Annotated in this window: 13 protein-coding genes; 10 read left to right on the top strand and 3 right to left on the bottom strand. The window is 58.6% G+C overall.

Going from position 1 to position 17166, the window contains the following annotated elements:
* The first annotated feature begins 217 nt into the window (after positions 1–217).
* The gene (locus ACOYXG_RS13735; RefSeq protein ID WP_460352274.1) at positions 218–1396 is read left to right on the top strand and encodes a sugar transporter; all 1179 of its coding nucleotides are present in this window, start codon (positions 218–220) and stop codon (positions 1394–1396) included.
* Between the two features lie 16 nt (positions 1397–1412).
* Here ACOYXG_RS13735 and ACOYXG_RS13730 read toward each other — a convergent pair whose 3' ends face one another.
* Entirely contained in the window at positions 1413–2342 is a 930-nt protein-coding gene (locus ACOYXG_RS13730) for a LysR family transcriptional regulator (protein ID WP_007963542.1), read from the bottom strand.
* A gap of 269 nt (positions 2343–2611) precedes the next feature.
* Between ACOYXG_RS13730 and ACOYXG_RS13725 the strand changes: the two genes are divergently transcribed.
* The 4 genes from ACOYXG_RS13725 to pgm all read left to right on the top strand — a co-directional run bounded on the left by ACOYXG_RS13725 (position 2612) and on the right by pgm (position 8844).
* Complete coding sequence (locus tag ACOYXG_RS13725) at positions 2612–3634, top strand: zinc-dependent alcohol dehydrogenase family protein (protein WP_027612770.1); 1023 nt, start codon at positions 2612–2614, stop codon at positions 3632–3634.
* A 548-nt stretch (positions 3635–4182) separates the two neighbouring features.
* Entirely contained in the window at positions 4183–5652 is a 1470-nt protein-coding gene (locus ACOYXG_RS13720; RefSeq protein ID WP_460352271.1) for a hypothetical protein, read from the top strand.
* A gap of 48 nt (positions 5653–5700) precedes the next feature.
* Complete coding sequence (locus tag ACOYXG_RS13715) at positions 5701–7101, top strand: aminotransferase-like domain-containing protein (protein ID WP_460352269.1); 1401 nt, start codon at positions 5701–5703, stop codon at positions 7099–7101.
* 96 nt (positions 7102–7197) lie between these two features.
* Complete coding sequence (gene pgm, locus ACOYXG_RS13710) at positions 7198–8844, top strand: phosphoglucomutase (alpha-D-glucose-1,6-bisphosphate-dependent) (RefSeq protein ID WP_096796764.1); 1647 nt, start codon at positions 7198–7200, stop codon at positions 8842–8844.
* A gap of 114 nt (positions 8845–8958) precedes the next feature.
* Here the strand turns inward: pgm and ACOYXG_RS13705 are convergent, their stop codons facing one another.
* Complete coding sequence (locus tag ACOYXG_RS13705; protein WP_027612774.1) at positions 8959–9654, bottom strand: pirin family protein; 696 nt, start codon at positions 9652–9654, stop codon at positions 8959–8961.
* A gap of 278 nt (positions 9655–9932) precedes the next feature.
* Here ACOYXG_RS13705 and ACOYXG_RS13700 point away from each other — a divergent pair, with 278 nt between their 5' ends.
* Positions 9933–12407 carry a UvrD-helicase domain-containing protein gene (locus tag ACOYXG_RS13700; RefSeq protein WP_460352266.1) on the top strand — a complete coding sequence of 825 codons (2475 nt, stop codon included), beginning with the start codon at positions 9933–9935 and terminating at the stop codon, positions 12405–12407.
* A gap of 58 nt (positions 12408–12465) precedes the next feature.
* On the opposite strand, the gene ACOYXG_RS13695 is transcribed toward ACOYXG_RS13700, so the two are convergent.
* Positions 12466–12738, bottom strand: a complete 273-nt coding sequence (locus tag ACOYXG_RS13695) for a DUF1652 domain-containing protein (RefSeq protein ID WP_025109621.1) — start codon at positions 12736–12738, stop codon at positions 12466–12468.
* Between the two features lie 263 nt (positions 12739–13001).
* Between ACOYXG_RS13695 and ACOYXG_RS13690 the strand changes: the two genes are divergently transcribed.
* Genes ACOYXG_RS13690 through ACOYXG_RS13675 form a run of 4 tightly spaced genes read left to right on the top strand, consistent with a single transcriptional unit; the run spans position 13002 to position 16794 of the window.
* Positions 13002–13817, top strand: a complete 816-nt coding sequence (locus tag ACOYXG_RS13690) for a helix-turn-helix domain-containing protein (protein WP_460352264.1) — start codon at positions 13002–13004, stop codon at positions 13815–13817.
* 52 nt (positions 13818–13869) lie between these two features.
* A complete protein-coding gene (locus ACOYXG_RS13685; protein WP_460352262.1) occupies positions 13870–15276 on the top strand; it encodes an NAD(P)/FAD-dependent oxidoreductase in 1407 nt (468 codons plus the stop codon).
* Positions 15277–15307: 31 nt separating this feature from the next.
* The gene (locus ACOYXG_RS13680) at positions 15308–15652 is read left to right on the top strand and encodes a cupin domain-containing protein (protein WP_460352260.1); all 345 of its coding nucleotides are present in this window, start codon (positions 15308–15310) and stop codon (positions 15650–15652) included.
* 56 nt (positions 15653–15708) lie between these two features.
* A complete protein-coding gene (locus ACOYXG_RS13675; protein WP_103367035.1) occupies positions 15709–16794 on the top strand; it encodes a polyamine ABC transporter substrate-binding protein in 1086 nt (361 codons plus the stop codon).
* The last annotated feature ends 372 nt before the right edge of the window (positions 16795–17166 follow it).

Here is a 17166-nt window from a genome sequence, read left to right as displayed (position 1 = left end):
TCGCCATGGCCGCACGCTACGCAGGCCTTTTGCTGCTCAATGAAACGGCAGATTGATTCATCAAGCCGACTGGACCAGATTAGTGTGGCCTGGCTCACTGATGGTGCGTCCCCTGAACGTCGACACATTCGGCAATCGGTATCAAGACACCGACAGATGGGCACAGATCGCTTGCGTACAATTACGCGCGATCATCAAAGAGTAATACGACGTTTAAATGAGTGATTCTACGGCGACAAACAACGGCAACTGGTACGCAGTCATTGCCTTGGCACTGGCTGCGTTCGTGTTCAACACCACCGAGTTCGTCCCGGTCGGTCTGTTGAGTTCGATTGGCAGCAGCTTCGACATGTCGACCGCGCAAGTCGGCCTCATGTTGACCATCTATGCGTGGGTGGTGTCTTTGACGTCGCTGCCGATCATGCTGCTGACGCGCAACGTCGAGCGGCGGAAATTGCTGATTGTGCTGTTCGGGATGTTTATCGCCAGTCACATTCTGTCGAGTCTGGCGACCAGCTTCGGTGTACTGCTGGTGAGCCGGATCGGTGTGGCGTTGTCGCATGCGTTGTTCTGGTCGATCACCGCGTCTCTGGCCGTGCGCCTGGCACCGCCGGGCAAACAGGTTCAGGCCTTGGGCTTGCTGGCAACCGGTACTTCGCTGGCGATGGTGCTGGGGATTCCCCTCGGCCGCTTGCTGGGCGAGGCCATGGGCTGGCGCACCACGTTCATCGTGATTGCAGGCTTTGCCGCGGCGCTGGTGTTCTGTCTGGCGAAGGTGCTGCCGTTGTTGCCCAGCCAGAACTCGGGCTCGCTCAAGAGCCTGCCGATATTGCTGAAGCGACCTGCGCTGGTGGCCGTCTATGTTCTGACGGCTCTGGTGGTGACGGCACAGTTCACCGCTTACAGCTACATCGAACCGTTCGTACTGACCGTGGCCAACATGAGCGGCGACGTGGTGACGCTGCTGCTGTTGCTATTCGGCGGTGCCGGTATCTTCGGCTCGCTGCTGTTCAGCTACCTGCACAGCTATAACCCCCAGCGCTTTCTGATCATCTGCGTATCGGTGCTCGCCTTGTGCCTGGCTTTGCTGTTGCCGTTGAGCGGCAACGTCTCCTACCTCGGCGTGCTGAGTGTGTTCTGGGGTATGGCGATCATGGGCTTCGGGCTGGCGTTACAGTCCAAAGTCCTGGTACTGGCGCCGGACGCCACCGATGTGGCGATGGCGCTGTTTTCAGGCATCTACAACATCGGTATCGGCGGCGGGGCACTGGTGGGCAGTTGGGTGGGCAGCCAGTTTGGTTTTGCTTACATCGGGGTGGTGGGCGGAATGCTGGCGGCTTCGGCGCTGGCGTTTTACTGCCTGTCGATTTATCGCAGCAGCCGGGCTGGGGCTTGAGTCGCTGGCTGCCTGGTTAATGCGCAGGCAGCTCGAGACTGTCCGGATCGCCAAAGAACATCTGAATCCGCGACCGCAACCAACGCTCCCCCGGATCGTTATCCTGCGATCCACGCCAAGCCATATGTAGCTCAAACGTACGCGTTGGCAACGGTGGATCCTCCGCCCGCACACCGCCGGCAGCCGTCAGCGCATCCGCCGTGTAATCCGGCACCGTCGCGACGATGTCGGTACCGGCAAGCAACGTACTCAACCCATTGAACTGCGGCACGGCCAGCACCACGTGGCGCTTACGCCCGAGTTTCTCCAGCTCTTCATCAATAAAGCCACTGAGGTCGCCGGCGAACGACACGAGAGCGTGCGGGCGTGCGCAGTAATCATCCAGGCTTAGCGGCCCCGGCACGGTGTCGGCGCGCAGCAGTTTCGGCTGGCTGCGGCGCAGCACCTTGCGCTTGGCGTTGGCCGGCAGGTCGGTGGTGTAGCTGACGCCGATGGAGATTTCGCCAGAGGCCAGCAGGCCCGGCATCAATATGTAGTTGACTCGGCGCACGACGAGGACGATGCCCGGTGCTTCGGCGCGCAGGCGTTTGAGCAGCATCGGCAGCAGGGCGAATTCGACGTCGTCGGACAGGCCGATGCGAAATACCGAAGTGCTGGTGGCGGGGTCGAATTCCGCCGCGCGGCTGACAGCCGTTGAAATCGAGTCGAGCGCCGGGGAGAGCAGGGCGAAGATTTCCACCGCGCGGGCGGACGGTTCCATGCTGCGTCCGGTGCGCACGAACAACGGGTCATCGAACAGGCTGCGCAGGCGCGAGAGCGCCGCACTGATCGCCGGCTGGCCTAGAAACAGCTTCTCGGCGGCGCGGGTCACGCTGCGTTCGTGCATCAATGTTTCGAATACGATCAACAGGTTCAGGTCGACACGACGCAGGTCATTACGATTCATCTGGAGTCCTGGCAGAGTCATCAAGCTTGACGAGAGCGACCATATGAGAACAATGGCCGGCATGAATATTACGGGGAAAGGCTGGTACTCTGCACCGCTAAATTCAGCTTTACCGGGCCGGTGGCGGCATTTTTTCATCAATTTTGCCAATGCCGTTCATACTGCGGAATCAATGACAGGCATGTCGACTATTAATAGCCACTGATAGTCTTGGGTCAAAAGCCCAGATAGAGTTCAGGGCATTAGAGGTTACTTTGACGAGGTTTGCGATGTCCCGCACGATCCGTTTTCACAAGTTTGGTCCGGCCGAGGTGCTCAAATGCGAAGAGCATGCGGCCGCTCAGCCAGGTCCTGGCGAAGTGCAGGTGCGTGTCGAGGCAATCGGCATCAGCTGGTACGACATTCTCTGGCGTCAGAACCTGGCCTCGTCCCAGGCACGCCTGCCGTCCGGTCTCGGCCATGAAATGGCCGGTGTGGTCACCGCCGTCGGTGACGGTGTGGACGATCTGTCGGTCGGCGACAAGGTGGCCAGTTTCCCGGCCGAAAGCCCGAACGATTACCCGGTGTATGGCGAGCAGATCGTGCTGCCACGTACCGCGCTGACCCGTTATCCGGATGTGCTCAGCCCGGTTGAGGCCAGCGTGCATTACACGCCGTTGTTGATCGCCTACTTCGCCTATGCGGATCTGGCGCGGGTCAAACCAGGGCAGTTTGCCTTGGTCACTGATGCCAGCCATTGCGCCGGTCCGTCCTTTGTCCAGTTGGGCAAGGCCATGGGCGTGCGGGTGATTGCCGCGACGAAAACCGCTGATGAGCGTGAGTACCTGCTGTCGCTGGGTGCCGAGAAAGTCATCGTCACCGAGGAAGAAGACTTGTTGATGCGAATCAACAAGATCACCGACAACCGTGGCGTCGATGTGGTGTTCGACGGTCTTGGCGGCCCGCAGATGTCGTTGCTCGGCGATGTCCTCGCACCGCGTGGCAGCCTGGTCCTGTATGGTCTTCAGGGTGGCAACCAGACACCATTTCCGGCCTGTGCGGCGTTCCAGAAAAACATCCAGTTCTTTGTGCACTGCATCGGTAATTTCACCGGTAAACCCGAGTTGGGCATTGTTCAGGATCAAGTCGCCTTGCAACGTGCCCTGCGTGATATCAATCAGCTGACGGCGGACCGTGTGCTGCTGCCACTCAAGACCCGGGTCTTCCCGTTCAACGAGTTCGTCGAAGCACATCGCTACATGGACGAATGCCCATGCCGCGAACGGGTCGCCCTGCAGGTCGAACCCGCGTAACTCCTTCCGAACAGAGTCCGTGGCCCCACGGACTCTTGCGTTTTTACCTCTCGCAAATAATCAGACAGACCAAGCATGGTGCGTGGCCGGTTGTGCATCTGAACCGGTTTTTGTCTGCCATCTGTATCTTCTATTCGCCATATAAGCCCTGATAATTGAATGATTACTTTCATCTCAAGGAATGAGCCATGTCTGTGCATTCTGTTTTTCATTTCGCGTTTAACGTTTCCCCTCGTGGGCGATATAGCGGTTTTTGTTTAATGACTGTAGGGCATTTCCTATTGTTGTTCTGCTTTTGTTGTACTCAATGTTCGTGGGACGCTGTAAGAAGTTTCCTCAGATATTTCACGATCAGAAAAAACTCAATGCTGACAGTGGTTTACGATGTCTGAGGCGGTGGGATTGCTGACTTCCTTGCGTCAAGTGTTTCAAATAACTTCAAAATCATAAGTGTTAGTATTTGATCGTCTATTACTTATTGATGAATTTATTGCGCCAGCGTCATCGCTGATGCGCGATATGAATTTTTTATGCCGGGTAAAGTACTGATGAGCACGATCCATGATCAGGCAATGAACTATGTCTACCAGCAAGTATTGCAACGCCTGCTGAGTTTCTTTTCCAGAGCCGAGCGCACAGCGCTGCAGTTGCTGATCCAGCGTCTGGTGGTCGCCGCCGGCGGAATGGAGCGCATGGGTGAATACAAGGTCATGGTGACGCCATCCGGTACCCGTGACAGTTGCTACATGCTGGCGCTGCTGCGCGCCGCCCAGTTGAGTATTGCCGGCCGCGCCCCCGCCACGTTCCAGTTACGTGTGGCCACCTTGCGCCGCAGCGAATCGGGGACGGCGGCGCTGAACAACATGCACCGCAGCTTCGCTGCCTTGTTTCTGTATGACGACCCCCGTGTCGAGTTGCTCATGGTGGAACATCGACAAGTGTTGCCGTTCAACCATCTGGCGCCACTCGGAATGGACAGCGCGAACGCCCATCGCACCAATCTGCTGATGATGGGGCATCGACGTGCCAGGGGCGAGAAGCTTGAGTGGCGGGACGACGCCTGCCTGGCCTGGGCCGAATTTTACGGCCAGATTGCTCGCTGGAGTAACGGCGTGGATGCCTGGCTGGCCAGCGAATCGCCGCGTCGTCAGAAGCAGTTTGTCGAAGACCTGGACCGGGCCGTGCAGAAGGCCGGTATCGGGGCGCTGACGCCGAATTCCGGGACGTTCGATGAGCTGTTCGCTTTGCTGGACGGATTGGGAGGGGATTTGTATCGCGGTTTTTACTCCGAATCGGAGCGGCAATGCTGGCGTCCCGAGGGTGGCTTCGAGTCATGTCGTCGCACGACATTTGTCGACATTCATGACATGGCGGTCGGCAATCTTGAAGAACGCTGGCCGCTACTGAGCGAGTTTCTGGGGTTCGAGGCAGAGGAATGGATGTTTCACCAAGGCGAGGGCGAATACGCCGACCCTTTGATCGAGGCCCATTTACGCGGCCTGGAAGCTGAGTTCATCAGCGATCGCAGCTATGAAGCGGGGTTCTCGGAACATGTCCAGCGCATGCTGGCGAACATGCAGCTGCAGCGGGTGCCGGAACCGGTCTGCGAGCAGATGATCGCAAGACTGGGGCAATGGCAGACCACGGAAGAACTGCGCGAAGCAGCGGCGAGCTGGCTGCACCAGACTTACGGTCTGAACGAAGCACAATGGGTCTGCCTGCTGTTCACGCCGTTCATCGAGCGTGGAGCCGGGCTCGAGCGGTTCCTGCGCAGCTGTCATCCCGGCATGTTGGTGGCGCTGCCTGATTTGCATCGGGCCATGCAGGGGCTGCACGGCCCGGAGCAGGTAATGCAGTGGATGATGGACGTCAGCGGTTTACCGGTTCGGCTCATCGGCCACCTCTACGCCATGGAACCCTTGCCTGCGCACGGTGCGGCCCGGCAAACACTGGAGACCGCATTCGACGCGGCAGGCCTCGATGGCTCCGGCGTGGGTGACCGGTCAGTGGAACGATGAAGTGAGCGAGCGATACTTGGGCGCACCAACGGTTATGGTGTCCGTCTCATGAAGGCTGCACGGGAATCCGGTTTCGCCTACCAGGCAGTCTATCGATACCTGATGCGCTTGATGGCCGAGTCGGCTTGCGATGGCAATTCAAGGCTGCCATCGCTGCGTCAGTTGGCAGATCGCTTGAACGTGTCGATCTCGACCATTCAATACGCTTACTCGTTGCTCGAAAAGGAAGGGCGGATCTATTCGGTGGCCAAGTCCGGGTATTACGCCAGGGCGGTTTCGGGGGGGACGCCACCTGCCATGAGCAATGATCTGCTCGAAACGCTCTATGTCAACGCGCGGCACCCGGGTATGCGTTTGTTGAATGCTGATGATCCGGTTTCGCTGCAATCACTGGACAGTCCATTGCTGTTGTTGGAGCGTGAGCTGCTGCGCCAGTATCCCCGCCAGCCGCCGTTGCTCGACCAGCCTTGTGGTGAACTGGAATTACGCGCCGTCCTGGCGGCCCGCTATACCACCTCGCCAAAGCAGTGCTGGCACGCCGAGGATGTTTACATCGGCGCGGATATGCGCGGGGTGCTGGAGATCCTGGTGGCTGTTCTGCAGCTCAGGCACACAACCATTCTGGTCGAGTCGCCCTGTGACTGGGTGATACTGCGGTTGCTGCAGGCGGCTGAGGTGCGTGTAATCGAACTGCCGTTGCAGGCCTGTGGCGGGCTGGAGCTGCAGCGGCTGGAAACACTGCTCAAGACCGAAGACGTGCGGCTGATTCTGCTGTCCTCGGGCCTGTGCATGCCGCGCGGTACACAGGTTCCAGCGGATAACCGCAACGCGATCGCCGGCCTGCTTGGCGAGCACGGCACCTGGGTGCTGGAAAACGACTGCTACGGTGAACTGGGCGAGGCAACGGGCGTCGAGCGTCTGCGTGATCAACTGGACCCTGACCGACTGCTGGTCTTCTCCACGTTCGAGAAATTCATCGGTATCGAAGCGCCTTACGGGTACGTGTTGTCGCGCCAATGGAAGCACGAAATGCAGCGGCATTTTCTGATGCGCTCGTTCCGGTTGTCGCCCGTTCGCCAGAAGGCCATTGCCCGGCTGTATGGGAACGGTCGGGTCGACCAGCATCTGTACGTACTTCGCCGGCGCCTAAAGGAACGCCGTACGCCGATGATCGACTTGTTGCGCGAACGTCTGGGCGAAGCGCTGCAGGTTGTCGAGCCACAAGGTGGGGCGACGGTCTGGGTGCGGGCACGGCGGCCGGTGGACATGCGCGATGTGTTTCAGCGCCTGCTCAGGCAACAGGTGTTGATTGCGCCGGGCGAACTGTTCAGCTTGCAGGGATTGCACCGTCGGCATCTGCGCCTGAACCTGCTGGATCACGGTGAGAGCGGCTTGGGCGGAGCGCTCGAGAGGTTGGGAGAGGCGTTGCGCTTGGCGCCGCTGGAATGAACGTTGAAATCTGTCGGATAGATCCCGTCGCGCTGCGGTCGAACTGTCAGTAAACTGCGCTGTATTTCCTGAACCACTCTATTTCAGAGGTTTTGCATGACTATCAGTCCTTTTGCGGGCAAACCGGCACCAGCAGAATTGTTGGTCGACATCCCGCGACTGGTAACGGCTTATTACACCGGCCAACCGGACGCTTCGATTGCCACCCAGCGTGTTGCATTCGGTACTTCCGGGCACCGCGGTAGCTCCTTCGACCTGAGTTTCAATGAATGGCACGTTCTGGCAATCAGCCAGGCGATCTGCCTATATCGCGAAGCCCAGGGCATCGACGGCCCGTTGTTCGTCGGTATCGACACCCATGCGCTGTCGACCCCGGCCGGGGCCAGTGCGCTGGAAGTGTTGGCGGCCAACGGCGTGACCGTGATGATCGCCGAAGGTGACGAATACACGCCGACACCTGCAGTTTCGCATGCAATTCTCTGCTACAACCGTGGCCGTACCTCGGGCCTGGCCGATGGCATCGTGATTACGCCGTCGCACAACCCGCCACAAAGCGGGGGCTACAAATACAACCCTACCAACGGTGGCCCGGCCGATACACACATCACCAAGTGGATCGAAGCCAAGGCCAACGAACTGCTGGCCAACAAGCTGGCAGGCGTCAAACGCATCAGCTACGAGCAGGCGCTCAAGGCCAGCACCACCCACCGTCATGACTATCTGAACACTTACGTCGCCGACTTGATCAACGTGATCGACTTCGATGCCATCCGTGACGCCAAGCTGCGTCTGGGTGTAGACCCGTTGGGCGGAGCAGGGGTGCGCTACTGGTCGGCGATTGCCGAGCATTACCGTCTTGATCTGGATGTGGTGAACAAGCAGGTCGATCCGACTTTCCGCTTCATGACGGTCGACTGGGATGGACAGATTCGCATGGACCCGTCGTCCAGCCATGCCATGCAAGGTTTGATCGGTCTCAAGGAACGTTACGACGTAGCGTTCGCCTGCGACCCGGATCACGATCGTCACGGTATCGTCACACCGTCGGGTGGTCTGCTGGCGCCGAACAACTATCTGGCGGTGTCCATCGACTATCTGTTCCAGAACCGTCCGCAATGGCGCGCCGACGCCGCCGTAGGTAAAACCGTGGTCAGCAGTGGCCTGATCGATCGTGTGGCCAAGCGTCTGGGACGTCGTCTGTACGAAGTGCCGGTCGGTTTCAAATGGTTTGCCGATGGCCTGTTCGATGGTTCGCTGGGTTTTGGTGGCGAGGAGAGTGCTGGCGCTTCGTTCCTGCGCAAGGATGGTGGCGTCTGGAGCACCGACAAGGACGGTTTGATTCCGGCGTTGTTGGCGGCTGAAATGACTGCCCGTACCGGCCGTGATCCGAGCCAGGCCTATCGCGCCCTGACCGATGAACTCGGCGAACCATTCTCGGTACGCGTCGATGCCAAGGCCAACCCTGAGCAGAAAGCGCTGTTGAGCAAACTGTCGCCGGAGCAAGTGACGTCGACCGAGCTGGCAGGCGAGAAGATTCAGAGCATTCTCAGCCATGCGCCGGGCAACGATCAGGCCATTGGTGGTCTGAAGGTGATGACCGAAAACGGCTGGTTCGCCGCACGTCCTTCGGGCACCGAAGACATCTACAAGATCTACGCCGAAAGCTTCATTGGCGACGACCACCTCAAGCAACTGGTGGCTGAAGCGCAAACGCTGGTGGATGGCGCAATCAGCACCAAGTGATCTTCAGGGAGGTGAGTTCTTCCTGTGGTGAGGGGATGAATCCCCTCGCCACAAAAGCTGCAAAAAAGGGGCGACCATGACGGTCGCCCCTTTTTTTACCTGCATATCAGGCGATCAAGCCAGATCCACCAACACGATTTCGCTGTCTTCGAGCGCCGTCACAGTCAGTATTGACTCATGCTCGACGGCAACACCGTCTCGAGCTTGTGCGCGCAAGCCATTGACTTCAATCAGACCGGTGGCGGGTACCAGATACGCTCGACGTCCGGCATCCAGCTGATATTCAGCTGTTTCGCCGGCTTTGAGGTTGGCCGCGACCAACCGCGCATCACCGCGAATGCGCAGGCTCTGATCGTCGCCGTCCTTGCCGCTGGCGAGGGTCACGAAGCCTTCGCGCTGGCCTTTGGGGAACGGTTTGGCACCCCACGATGGCGGCGCGCCAGTTTCCGTCGGCAGAATCCAGATCTGAAAGATTCGGGTCTCTTTGTCTTCCAGGTTGTACTCGCTGTGTGCGATGCCGGTGCCGGCACTCATGACCTGCACGTCGCCTGCTTCAGTACGGCCCTTGTTGCCAAGGTTGTCCTGGTGAGTAATCGCACCTTCACGCACGTAAGTGATGATTTCCATGTCGCGGTGCGGGTGCAGCGGGAATCCGGTGCCGGCGGCGATCACGTCATCGTTCCACACCCGCAGATTGCCCCAGTTCATGCGTTGCGGATCGTAGTATTCGGCGAACGAAAAGTGGTGATGGGCATCCAACCAGCCGTGGTGAGCGCCGCCCAGTGTATTGAAAGGTCTGAGTTCAAGCATGATCGTCTCCTCAAAAGGTTCGTCATGGGGCGTAACGCCAAAGCCATGAAGCGAGACCGTCGGTTATGACGGGCATCATCCATGAGGCAACCATCGAGAAAAAGCGTAAAAAGTGCGGCATTCTCATCGAATCTGTTGATGGGAAACCGGCTCGAAACGATCTCACCCAACTTTCAGTTCATCGCCTAAACCAATGAGCTGTAAGCATTTCGCTAGAACTCATCAGCAAATAAAGCCACCATAGCCCCCAACAGCCTCACACACTGGAGCCCCTCAGCGTGGCGCAACACACTCCCGATCTTCCTCCCGAACTTCGTCCATTGGCCGAGATGCCATGGTTCAAGCGTCTCGCCGCACGTTTCTTCGGCCATGGCCTGACACGCTTGCGCGCTCAACACCGTGCGTCGTGGCTGCACGGCCAGGCGGACGGTTTTCGCAGCGGACACACCGCTGGCGTGGAGTACGGCTTCAAGGAGGGGAAACTCGAAGGCCTGGAAGAAGGCCGGCAGGTGCTGTTGATTCGTGACAGTCGCAGCACCGAGCATCGTCCGCCGAGCGTCGATAATCATCTGTTCGACGACTGGCGTCTGCCACTCAGCGCCGACCTGAAGAAGCGCATGAAAGCCGATGTGGCGCGCCTGCTGCCCGCGCATGCCCAGCCAAGCCTCGCTCAATGGAAGATGATTTTCAGTGACACTCCCTCGACCTCGGTGATCGCCGGGGCCGGGGCAGGCAAGTCGACCACGTTGGTGCTGCGCATCCTGTTGCTCACGCATTATCTGGGGTTTGAGCTGGATTCGATGACCGTGGTGACCTTCACCCGTGAGTCGCGCAAGGACTTCATCAATAAGCTTATCGAGATGTTCGCGCTCTGGGGCCAGCCATTGAGCCTGCAACAGGCGCGGGAACTGGTGCGCACCTTTCACTCACGCATTTTGCCGATGGTCCGCAGCCTGCCGGGGTTCGAGCGCTTGCAGGCGTTTGAAAACCTTAGCCTGCGGCCGCAAGGCGCTGACGAGGAGGTCGACAGCAACCCGTTCGATCTCCGGATCAATGATGCCCAGCGCCAGCAGCTCAACGCCTGCTATCACCAGCTGTTCAATCAAGACCAACGTTTTCGCCAGTTGATTCAACCACTGGCCAAGGCTGCCTTGCAGCTCAAGGAACTGGAGCGCGATCACCCGGACGTGCAGAAGCGCATGGCGGTGACCGAACTGGCAGCCAAACGCGACGAAGAACTGTGCGATGCCATCGAAGACCTGTGGTTTCGCGCCGGAGTCTGGCCGATCAAGGGCATTGAGCCCAGCCGGCAGACGTTCGAGATCAACGGTTCGACCTTTCACTGCCACGGCTACATTCCCAGCCTCGATGCCTGGGTGGTGCTCGGCTTCGATCCCCGGGAAAACCCGCAAATCTGCCGTCCCAATGCCAAGCTCAGCATGCGCGCTGAATGGGCCGTGAAACGCACCCTGTTTCAAGCTTTCTGTCGTAAGCCATTGATTTGGTTGGATAGCTACGAAGCATCGAAGCGGGTGTTGGCGACATTGGCCGGCGACGCGAGCGCCGGTCCGGGCTTCGATTACAAGGTCAAAGGTGAACTGGTTTCGGCGCCGTTACTGGACTGTTTTGTTGCGGCGGCCGGCTTTATCGAAAACCTTGGGCTGGACGTGCCGGATGCCGTCGGCCGCATGAGTTTTGCCAAAGACGACCCGGACCGATTCTTCTTTGAGGCGCTGAGCCTGTTCTGGCGTGCCCTTGAAGATCATCTGCTCGATCAGAAGCCGCCGGTGATGACCTACAACCGAATGTTTGCGCTGTTCAGCGAGCACTCGCCGGAGAACCTGAAGCTGCTGAGTGATGAGCTGCTGCGACCGATGTCGCACCTGATGATCGACGAATTTCAGGACGTATCGCCGCAGATCGTCTCGTGGATCCGTGCCAGCCTCGCGGAAATCCGCAGTCGCGGCCCTGCCATGCATGTCGGGCGGGGTGCGCAGCGTTCTTCGTTGCTTTGCGTAGGCGATGACTGGCAGTCGATCTACGGCTGGCGCGGCAGTTCGCCCAGTTACTTCATGGAGTTCAACAAGGAATTCCCGTCACCGAGCACCACGCGGGTGATGCTCAGTGACAACTATCGCAGCCATCAGCACATCATTGATGCTGCCGAGCACATCGTTCGTGCCGCGCCGGCAATCCCCGGCAAGAAGGCCAAGGCCAGCGGTGCTCCCAAGGCATTGCAGCCAGTCAATGTGCTGGAGCGCGATGATCAGGCCTTGGGACAGCGCCTGGCTGAACATTACAATCGTGGCGATTCGATCTTGATGCTCTATCGAAAAAGCAGCGATAAGTTATTGATAGAGCAGCATATTCAGCCTGTAGTTAATGTTGATTCGAGCTTGCCTTACGAAGCGCGACGGCTGAAACAGCTGACTTACCACAGCGCCAAGGGGCTGCAGGCTGATGCGGTGTTCCTGCTCGGTGACTGCCAGCACCTGACCAGTTCGCCCTACAAGAACCAGGTGTATCGCATGGCCGGCTTGGGCAAGGCTGGCGACAGTGAGCCTTATGACACGGCGCAGAAGGACGAGATTCTGCGGCTGGCCTACGTTGGTATCACCCGGGCGGTCAGCCATTGCTACTGGTACGTCGAGCCGCAGGATACCCAGGCGGTGAACATGCCAAGGGCGTCCGATCGGGTTACCCAAGGCAAGGCGTTCTTCGCCGATCACCGGAAACAGCCGCAAAACGCGTAGCACGCGAGCACAAAAAAGCCCGCCTGAATTGGCGGGCTTTTTTATATAAAACAATAGTTTATGCGTAACTCTTGAGAGATTCCGGAGGAATGAAAGCCTCCAGTTCGTCTTCCACAGCCTCAATGATGCGCTCGACATCGGCCGCGTTCATCACTGTCGCACAAGGAATACCGGCGATGGCGATCATGGTTTCACCGCTGGCACGATCAAACAGACGGGCAATCATGCTGCCCGGCGCATCCATCGTTGCCTCAAAACCCATGGGATGAAAGTGCCAACGCATCAGTTGGCACGCATTGGGAAACGTGACTTTACTGGAGCCTTTATTCATGTGTTGCCCGCCTTCTTCATCGAGCGCTTCCTTTTGCTCATGTTAGGTGGGAAGAGCCTTCATTGGCTCAACCGGTCAGTGACGTTAAAAGTAGCACCCGTATGTGAATTTTCCGTGAGATTTTTCAGTTCATTTTGCGATTGCTGCGCGTTTTTTGATGTAAGTCACGTCGGGATCAGTCATCGCCAAATGGCCACTACGGTTTGCTCGTTGATCGTTTTGTCGAACTTGGGCAAGCTCGGTTCTTTTGCGCCGAGCCCTTTATGCACGCCGACGATGACGGCCCCGAACAGACCCCGGCCACGGCCGCCACGGTCATGCGCTACCACCTGAGCTGGAAGCACCGCGATCTGGACAGCGTCATGACGCTGTATCACCCTGACGTCCAATACAACGATTCCTTTCAGAACCGGGTCCTGGGTCTCGACGAATTGCGCGAGTACGTGCGCGTGAGCATGCCGCGAGAATCCGACGAAGCGCTCGAGCATTGCGACCGGATTCGCGTGGATGGCAACACCGCTTTCATTCAATACGAAGTGACTTTGCGCGGTGGCGACGGGCTGGTGTCGTTCCGATCCAGCGAAGCGATCACGGTCAAGGACGGGCTGATCTGGCGGGTCAACGAATACGCCTCGCTGGTCCGCACGCAAACCAACGGCGCAGTAGCACCCAGTCAGCGTCCGGCGGTGAGTCGTCTGGGGCTGTCGCCGCGCCAGATCAGTTTCATGGCCGAGGATCTGCAGCAATATTTCGAACGCCAGCAACCGTATCTCGATCCGGAACTGGATCTGCAACGGGTGGCGAAGGAGTGCGGCTACAGCCGCAATCAGATTTCCTACCTGCTCAATCAGGTGCTCGGCCAAAGCTTCTACCGCTACGTCAACCAGGCCCGCCTGCAGCACTTGCTCAAGACGCTGGATCAGGCCACGCCGCCGCTGCGCATCGATGAGCTGGCGTTTGCTGCCGGTTTCAATTCGCTGTCAGCGTTCTACAGTTGTTTCCGCCAACACACCGGTCAGTCGCCGAAGGCCTACGCCAAACAAATTTCTTTGCGGGCACGCGCGCAAGACAGTGATTGAAGTCACGCACTAGGATCGACGCCATCGAAGGTTTTCAGTGGCGGAGTCTTGCATGCCGGCGTGGCGCACTATCAGTTTGTGGATGGATCAACTCGACGAGCCGTTGATTGCGCGGCCGGCGTTGGAACAGGATCTGGATGTCGACGTGGCGATCATCGGCGCCGGTTATACCGGGTTGTGGACCGCGTACTACCTGAAAAAACTCGCTCCCGGTCTCGATATCGCCATCGTCGAGGCGCAAACCGCCGGTTTCGGCGCGTCCGGGCGCAATGGCGGCTGGCTGATGGGTAACCTGCTGGGCGAGGATCGACTGCTCGCCGGTCTCTCTCCAGAACAACGTCGCGCATCGTTTGATCTGCTGCACAGCATTCCGGATGAAGTGGAAGTTGTCCTCGAACGTGAGGGCATCCACTGCGATTACCGTAAAGGCGGGGTGCTGTACTGCGCCGCCCGTTACCCGGAGCAGGAAGCCAGCCTGCGCGAATACCTCGACAAACTGCACGCCCAAGGCCTGACCGACAACGATTACCGCTGGCTGAACCCCGAGCAACTGGCGCAACAGATTCGTGTGGCGAAACCCTACGGCGGCATATATGCGCCGCACGTGGCGACCATTCACCCGGCGAAACTGGTGCGCGGTCTGGCGCGCACCGTGCAGAGCATGGGCGTGAAGATCTATGAAAACAGCCCAGTCACCCATTGGCAGTCCGGCAGTTTGCGCACGGCCAGGGCCAGTGTGCGCAGTCGCTGGATTGTGCCGGCGGTCGAAGGTTATTCGGTCACGCTCCCACCGTTGGGTCGCTATCAGTTACCGGTGCAGAGTCTGATTGTTGCCACCGAGCCGTTGTCGGCAGCGACCTGGGATGAAATCGGCCTCAACCGTGGCCAGGCTTTCAGTGAGTTCAGCCGTCAGGTCACTTATGGCCAGCGCAGCGCCGATAACCGCCTGATCTTCGGCGCCCGCGGCGGTTATCAGTTCGCCGGCAAACTGCGCCACAACTTCGATCTGACCCGTGATGAAGTCGAGCTGCGCCGCTATCTGTTCGGCGAACTGTTCCCGCAGTTGAAAAACGTGCAGATCACCCACGCCTGGGGCGGCAACCTCGGCATGTCCCGGCATTTCAAGCCGCACATGCTCTGCGATCGCGCCAATGGCATTGCGCTGTCCGGCGGTTATGGCGGGGAGGGTGTGGGTGCCAGCAATCTCGGCGGCCGCACCCTGGCCGATCTGATTCTTGAGCGCGATACCGAACTGGTGCATCAGCCGTGGGTGCTGCCGGACGGCGGAATTCATGCGCTACGCGCCTGGGAGCCGGAGCCGTGCCGCTGGCTTGGCTACAACGCGATCATCAAAAGTTTCGTCCACGAAGACCAGACTCTGGCCAACCCGGCCAGCGCCCCGTGGCGGCGCAAGCTGGCCAGACAGGTCGCGGGCTTCATGGAAGGTTTCATGCACTAACCGCCGTTTTCTTCACAAGACAGGTCTCACCATGAGCATTACGCAGTTCAAGAACACCGCCAGCCTGCAACTGGATGAATCCAACCCGGTCGCCGTGCCACTCGGCGAGCCGGTCGCCATTGCCTCGACCACCAGCGTCGAGCGCGATGACGGCGTTGAAACCGGCGTCTGGGAATGCACCCCGGGGCGCTGGCGCCGGCAGATCACCGCGCAGGAGTTCTGCCACTTCATCTCCGGCCGTTGCACGTTCACCCCGGACGACGACGGCGAAACCCTGCACATACAAGGTGGCGACGCACTGATGTTGCCGGCCAATACGCTCGGCATCTGGGATATCCAGGAGACCGTGCGCAAGTCCTACGTTCTTATTTTCTGATTGTTTGATCCTTTGATTGCCTGCCAACAAAAATAGCCACTACAGGAATCGACCCCATGATCCAGAAAACCCTCGCTCTGGCGCCGCTGCTGCTGGCCGCCTCCATTAGTCATGCCGCCGAAACGGTGAAAATTTACAACTGGTCGGACTACATCGCGCCGGACACCACGAAAAACTTCCAGACGGACACCGGCATCGGCGTCACCTATGACGTCTATGACAGTAACGAAACCCTGGACGGCAAGTTGATGACCGGCAAATCCGGTTATGACGTGGTGTTCCCGTCCAACCATTTCATGGCGCGGCAGATCCAGGGCGGGGCGCTGAAGAAGCTCGACAAGAGCCAGTTGCCGAACTGGAAGAACCTCAACCCGATGTTGCTCAAGGCCTTGCAGGTCAACGACCCGAACAACGAGCACGGCTTTCCGTATCTGTGGGGCAGCACCGGCATCGGCTACAACGTCGCCAAGGTCAAGGCGGTGCTGGGTGATAACGCGCCAGTGGATTCCTGGGATCTGATCTTCAAGCCCGAATACATGGAAAAACTGCAGAAGTGCGGCGTGGCGATCCTCGATAACGGCCCGGAATTGCTGCCGGCAGCCCTCAATTACCTGGGCTTGCCGCCCCACAGCAAGAACCCCGAGGACTACAAGAAAGCCGAAGCATTGCTGATGAAAGTGCGGCCGTATGTCAGCTACTTCCATTCCTCGAAGTACACCAGCGACCTGGCCAATGGCGATATCTGCGTGGCGGTCGGTTTCTCCGGTGACATCCTGCAGGCGGAAAACCGCGCCAAGGAAGCGAAGAACGGCATCGACATCGGTTACGCGATTCCCAAGGAAGGCGCCGCCATCTGGTTCGACATGGTCGCCATGCCCGCCGATGCGCCGGACGAGAAGGCCGGTTACGCGTTCATGAACTACCTGCTGCGCCCGGACGTGATGGCCGGCATCAGCAATTACGTGCATTACGCCAATGGCAACCAACAGGCCGACAGCCTGATCGATCCGGCAATCAAGGGTGACACCAAGGTCTATCCGAGCCCGGAAATGATGGGCAAGCTGTTTGCGCTGGAGGCAATGCCGCTGAACATCGATCGGATCCGCACGCGGGTGTGGAACAAGATCCGTACCGGTAGCTAAACCACATCACCCCTCCTGTGGGAGCGGGCTTGCTCGCGAATGCGTTCGATCAGTCAGCAAACAGGTTGGCAGATAAATAGCATTCGCGAGCAAGCCCGCTCCCACAAGTGTTTTAGCAACGCTGATTTGGATTGATATCACTGCACTGGCATCGCACTAATAGAGTGCAGCAAAGTGAGACGTATCTATCAAAAAGCAACTTACCGATATTTAATATTTAAATAGAAAATCGTCAGACAATTAGGCGAGAACAAACACCTCATAACAATCTTTCGACCCCGCAGTCATTGTTTACGGGCATTTGACGGAACAGTCGGTTTTGATCTAAAAAAAACGCTAGACGACAGATTTCAAATTGTGTCAGGTTTCTTA

Source organism: Pseudomonas sp. G3-39 (assembly GCF_054790485.1).
Note: the sequence above shows the minus strand (reverse complement) of the source record. Positions and strands in the feature narration are given on the sequence as shown.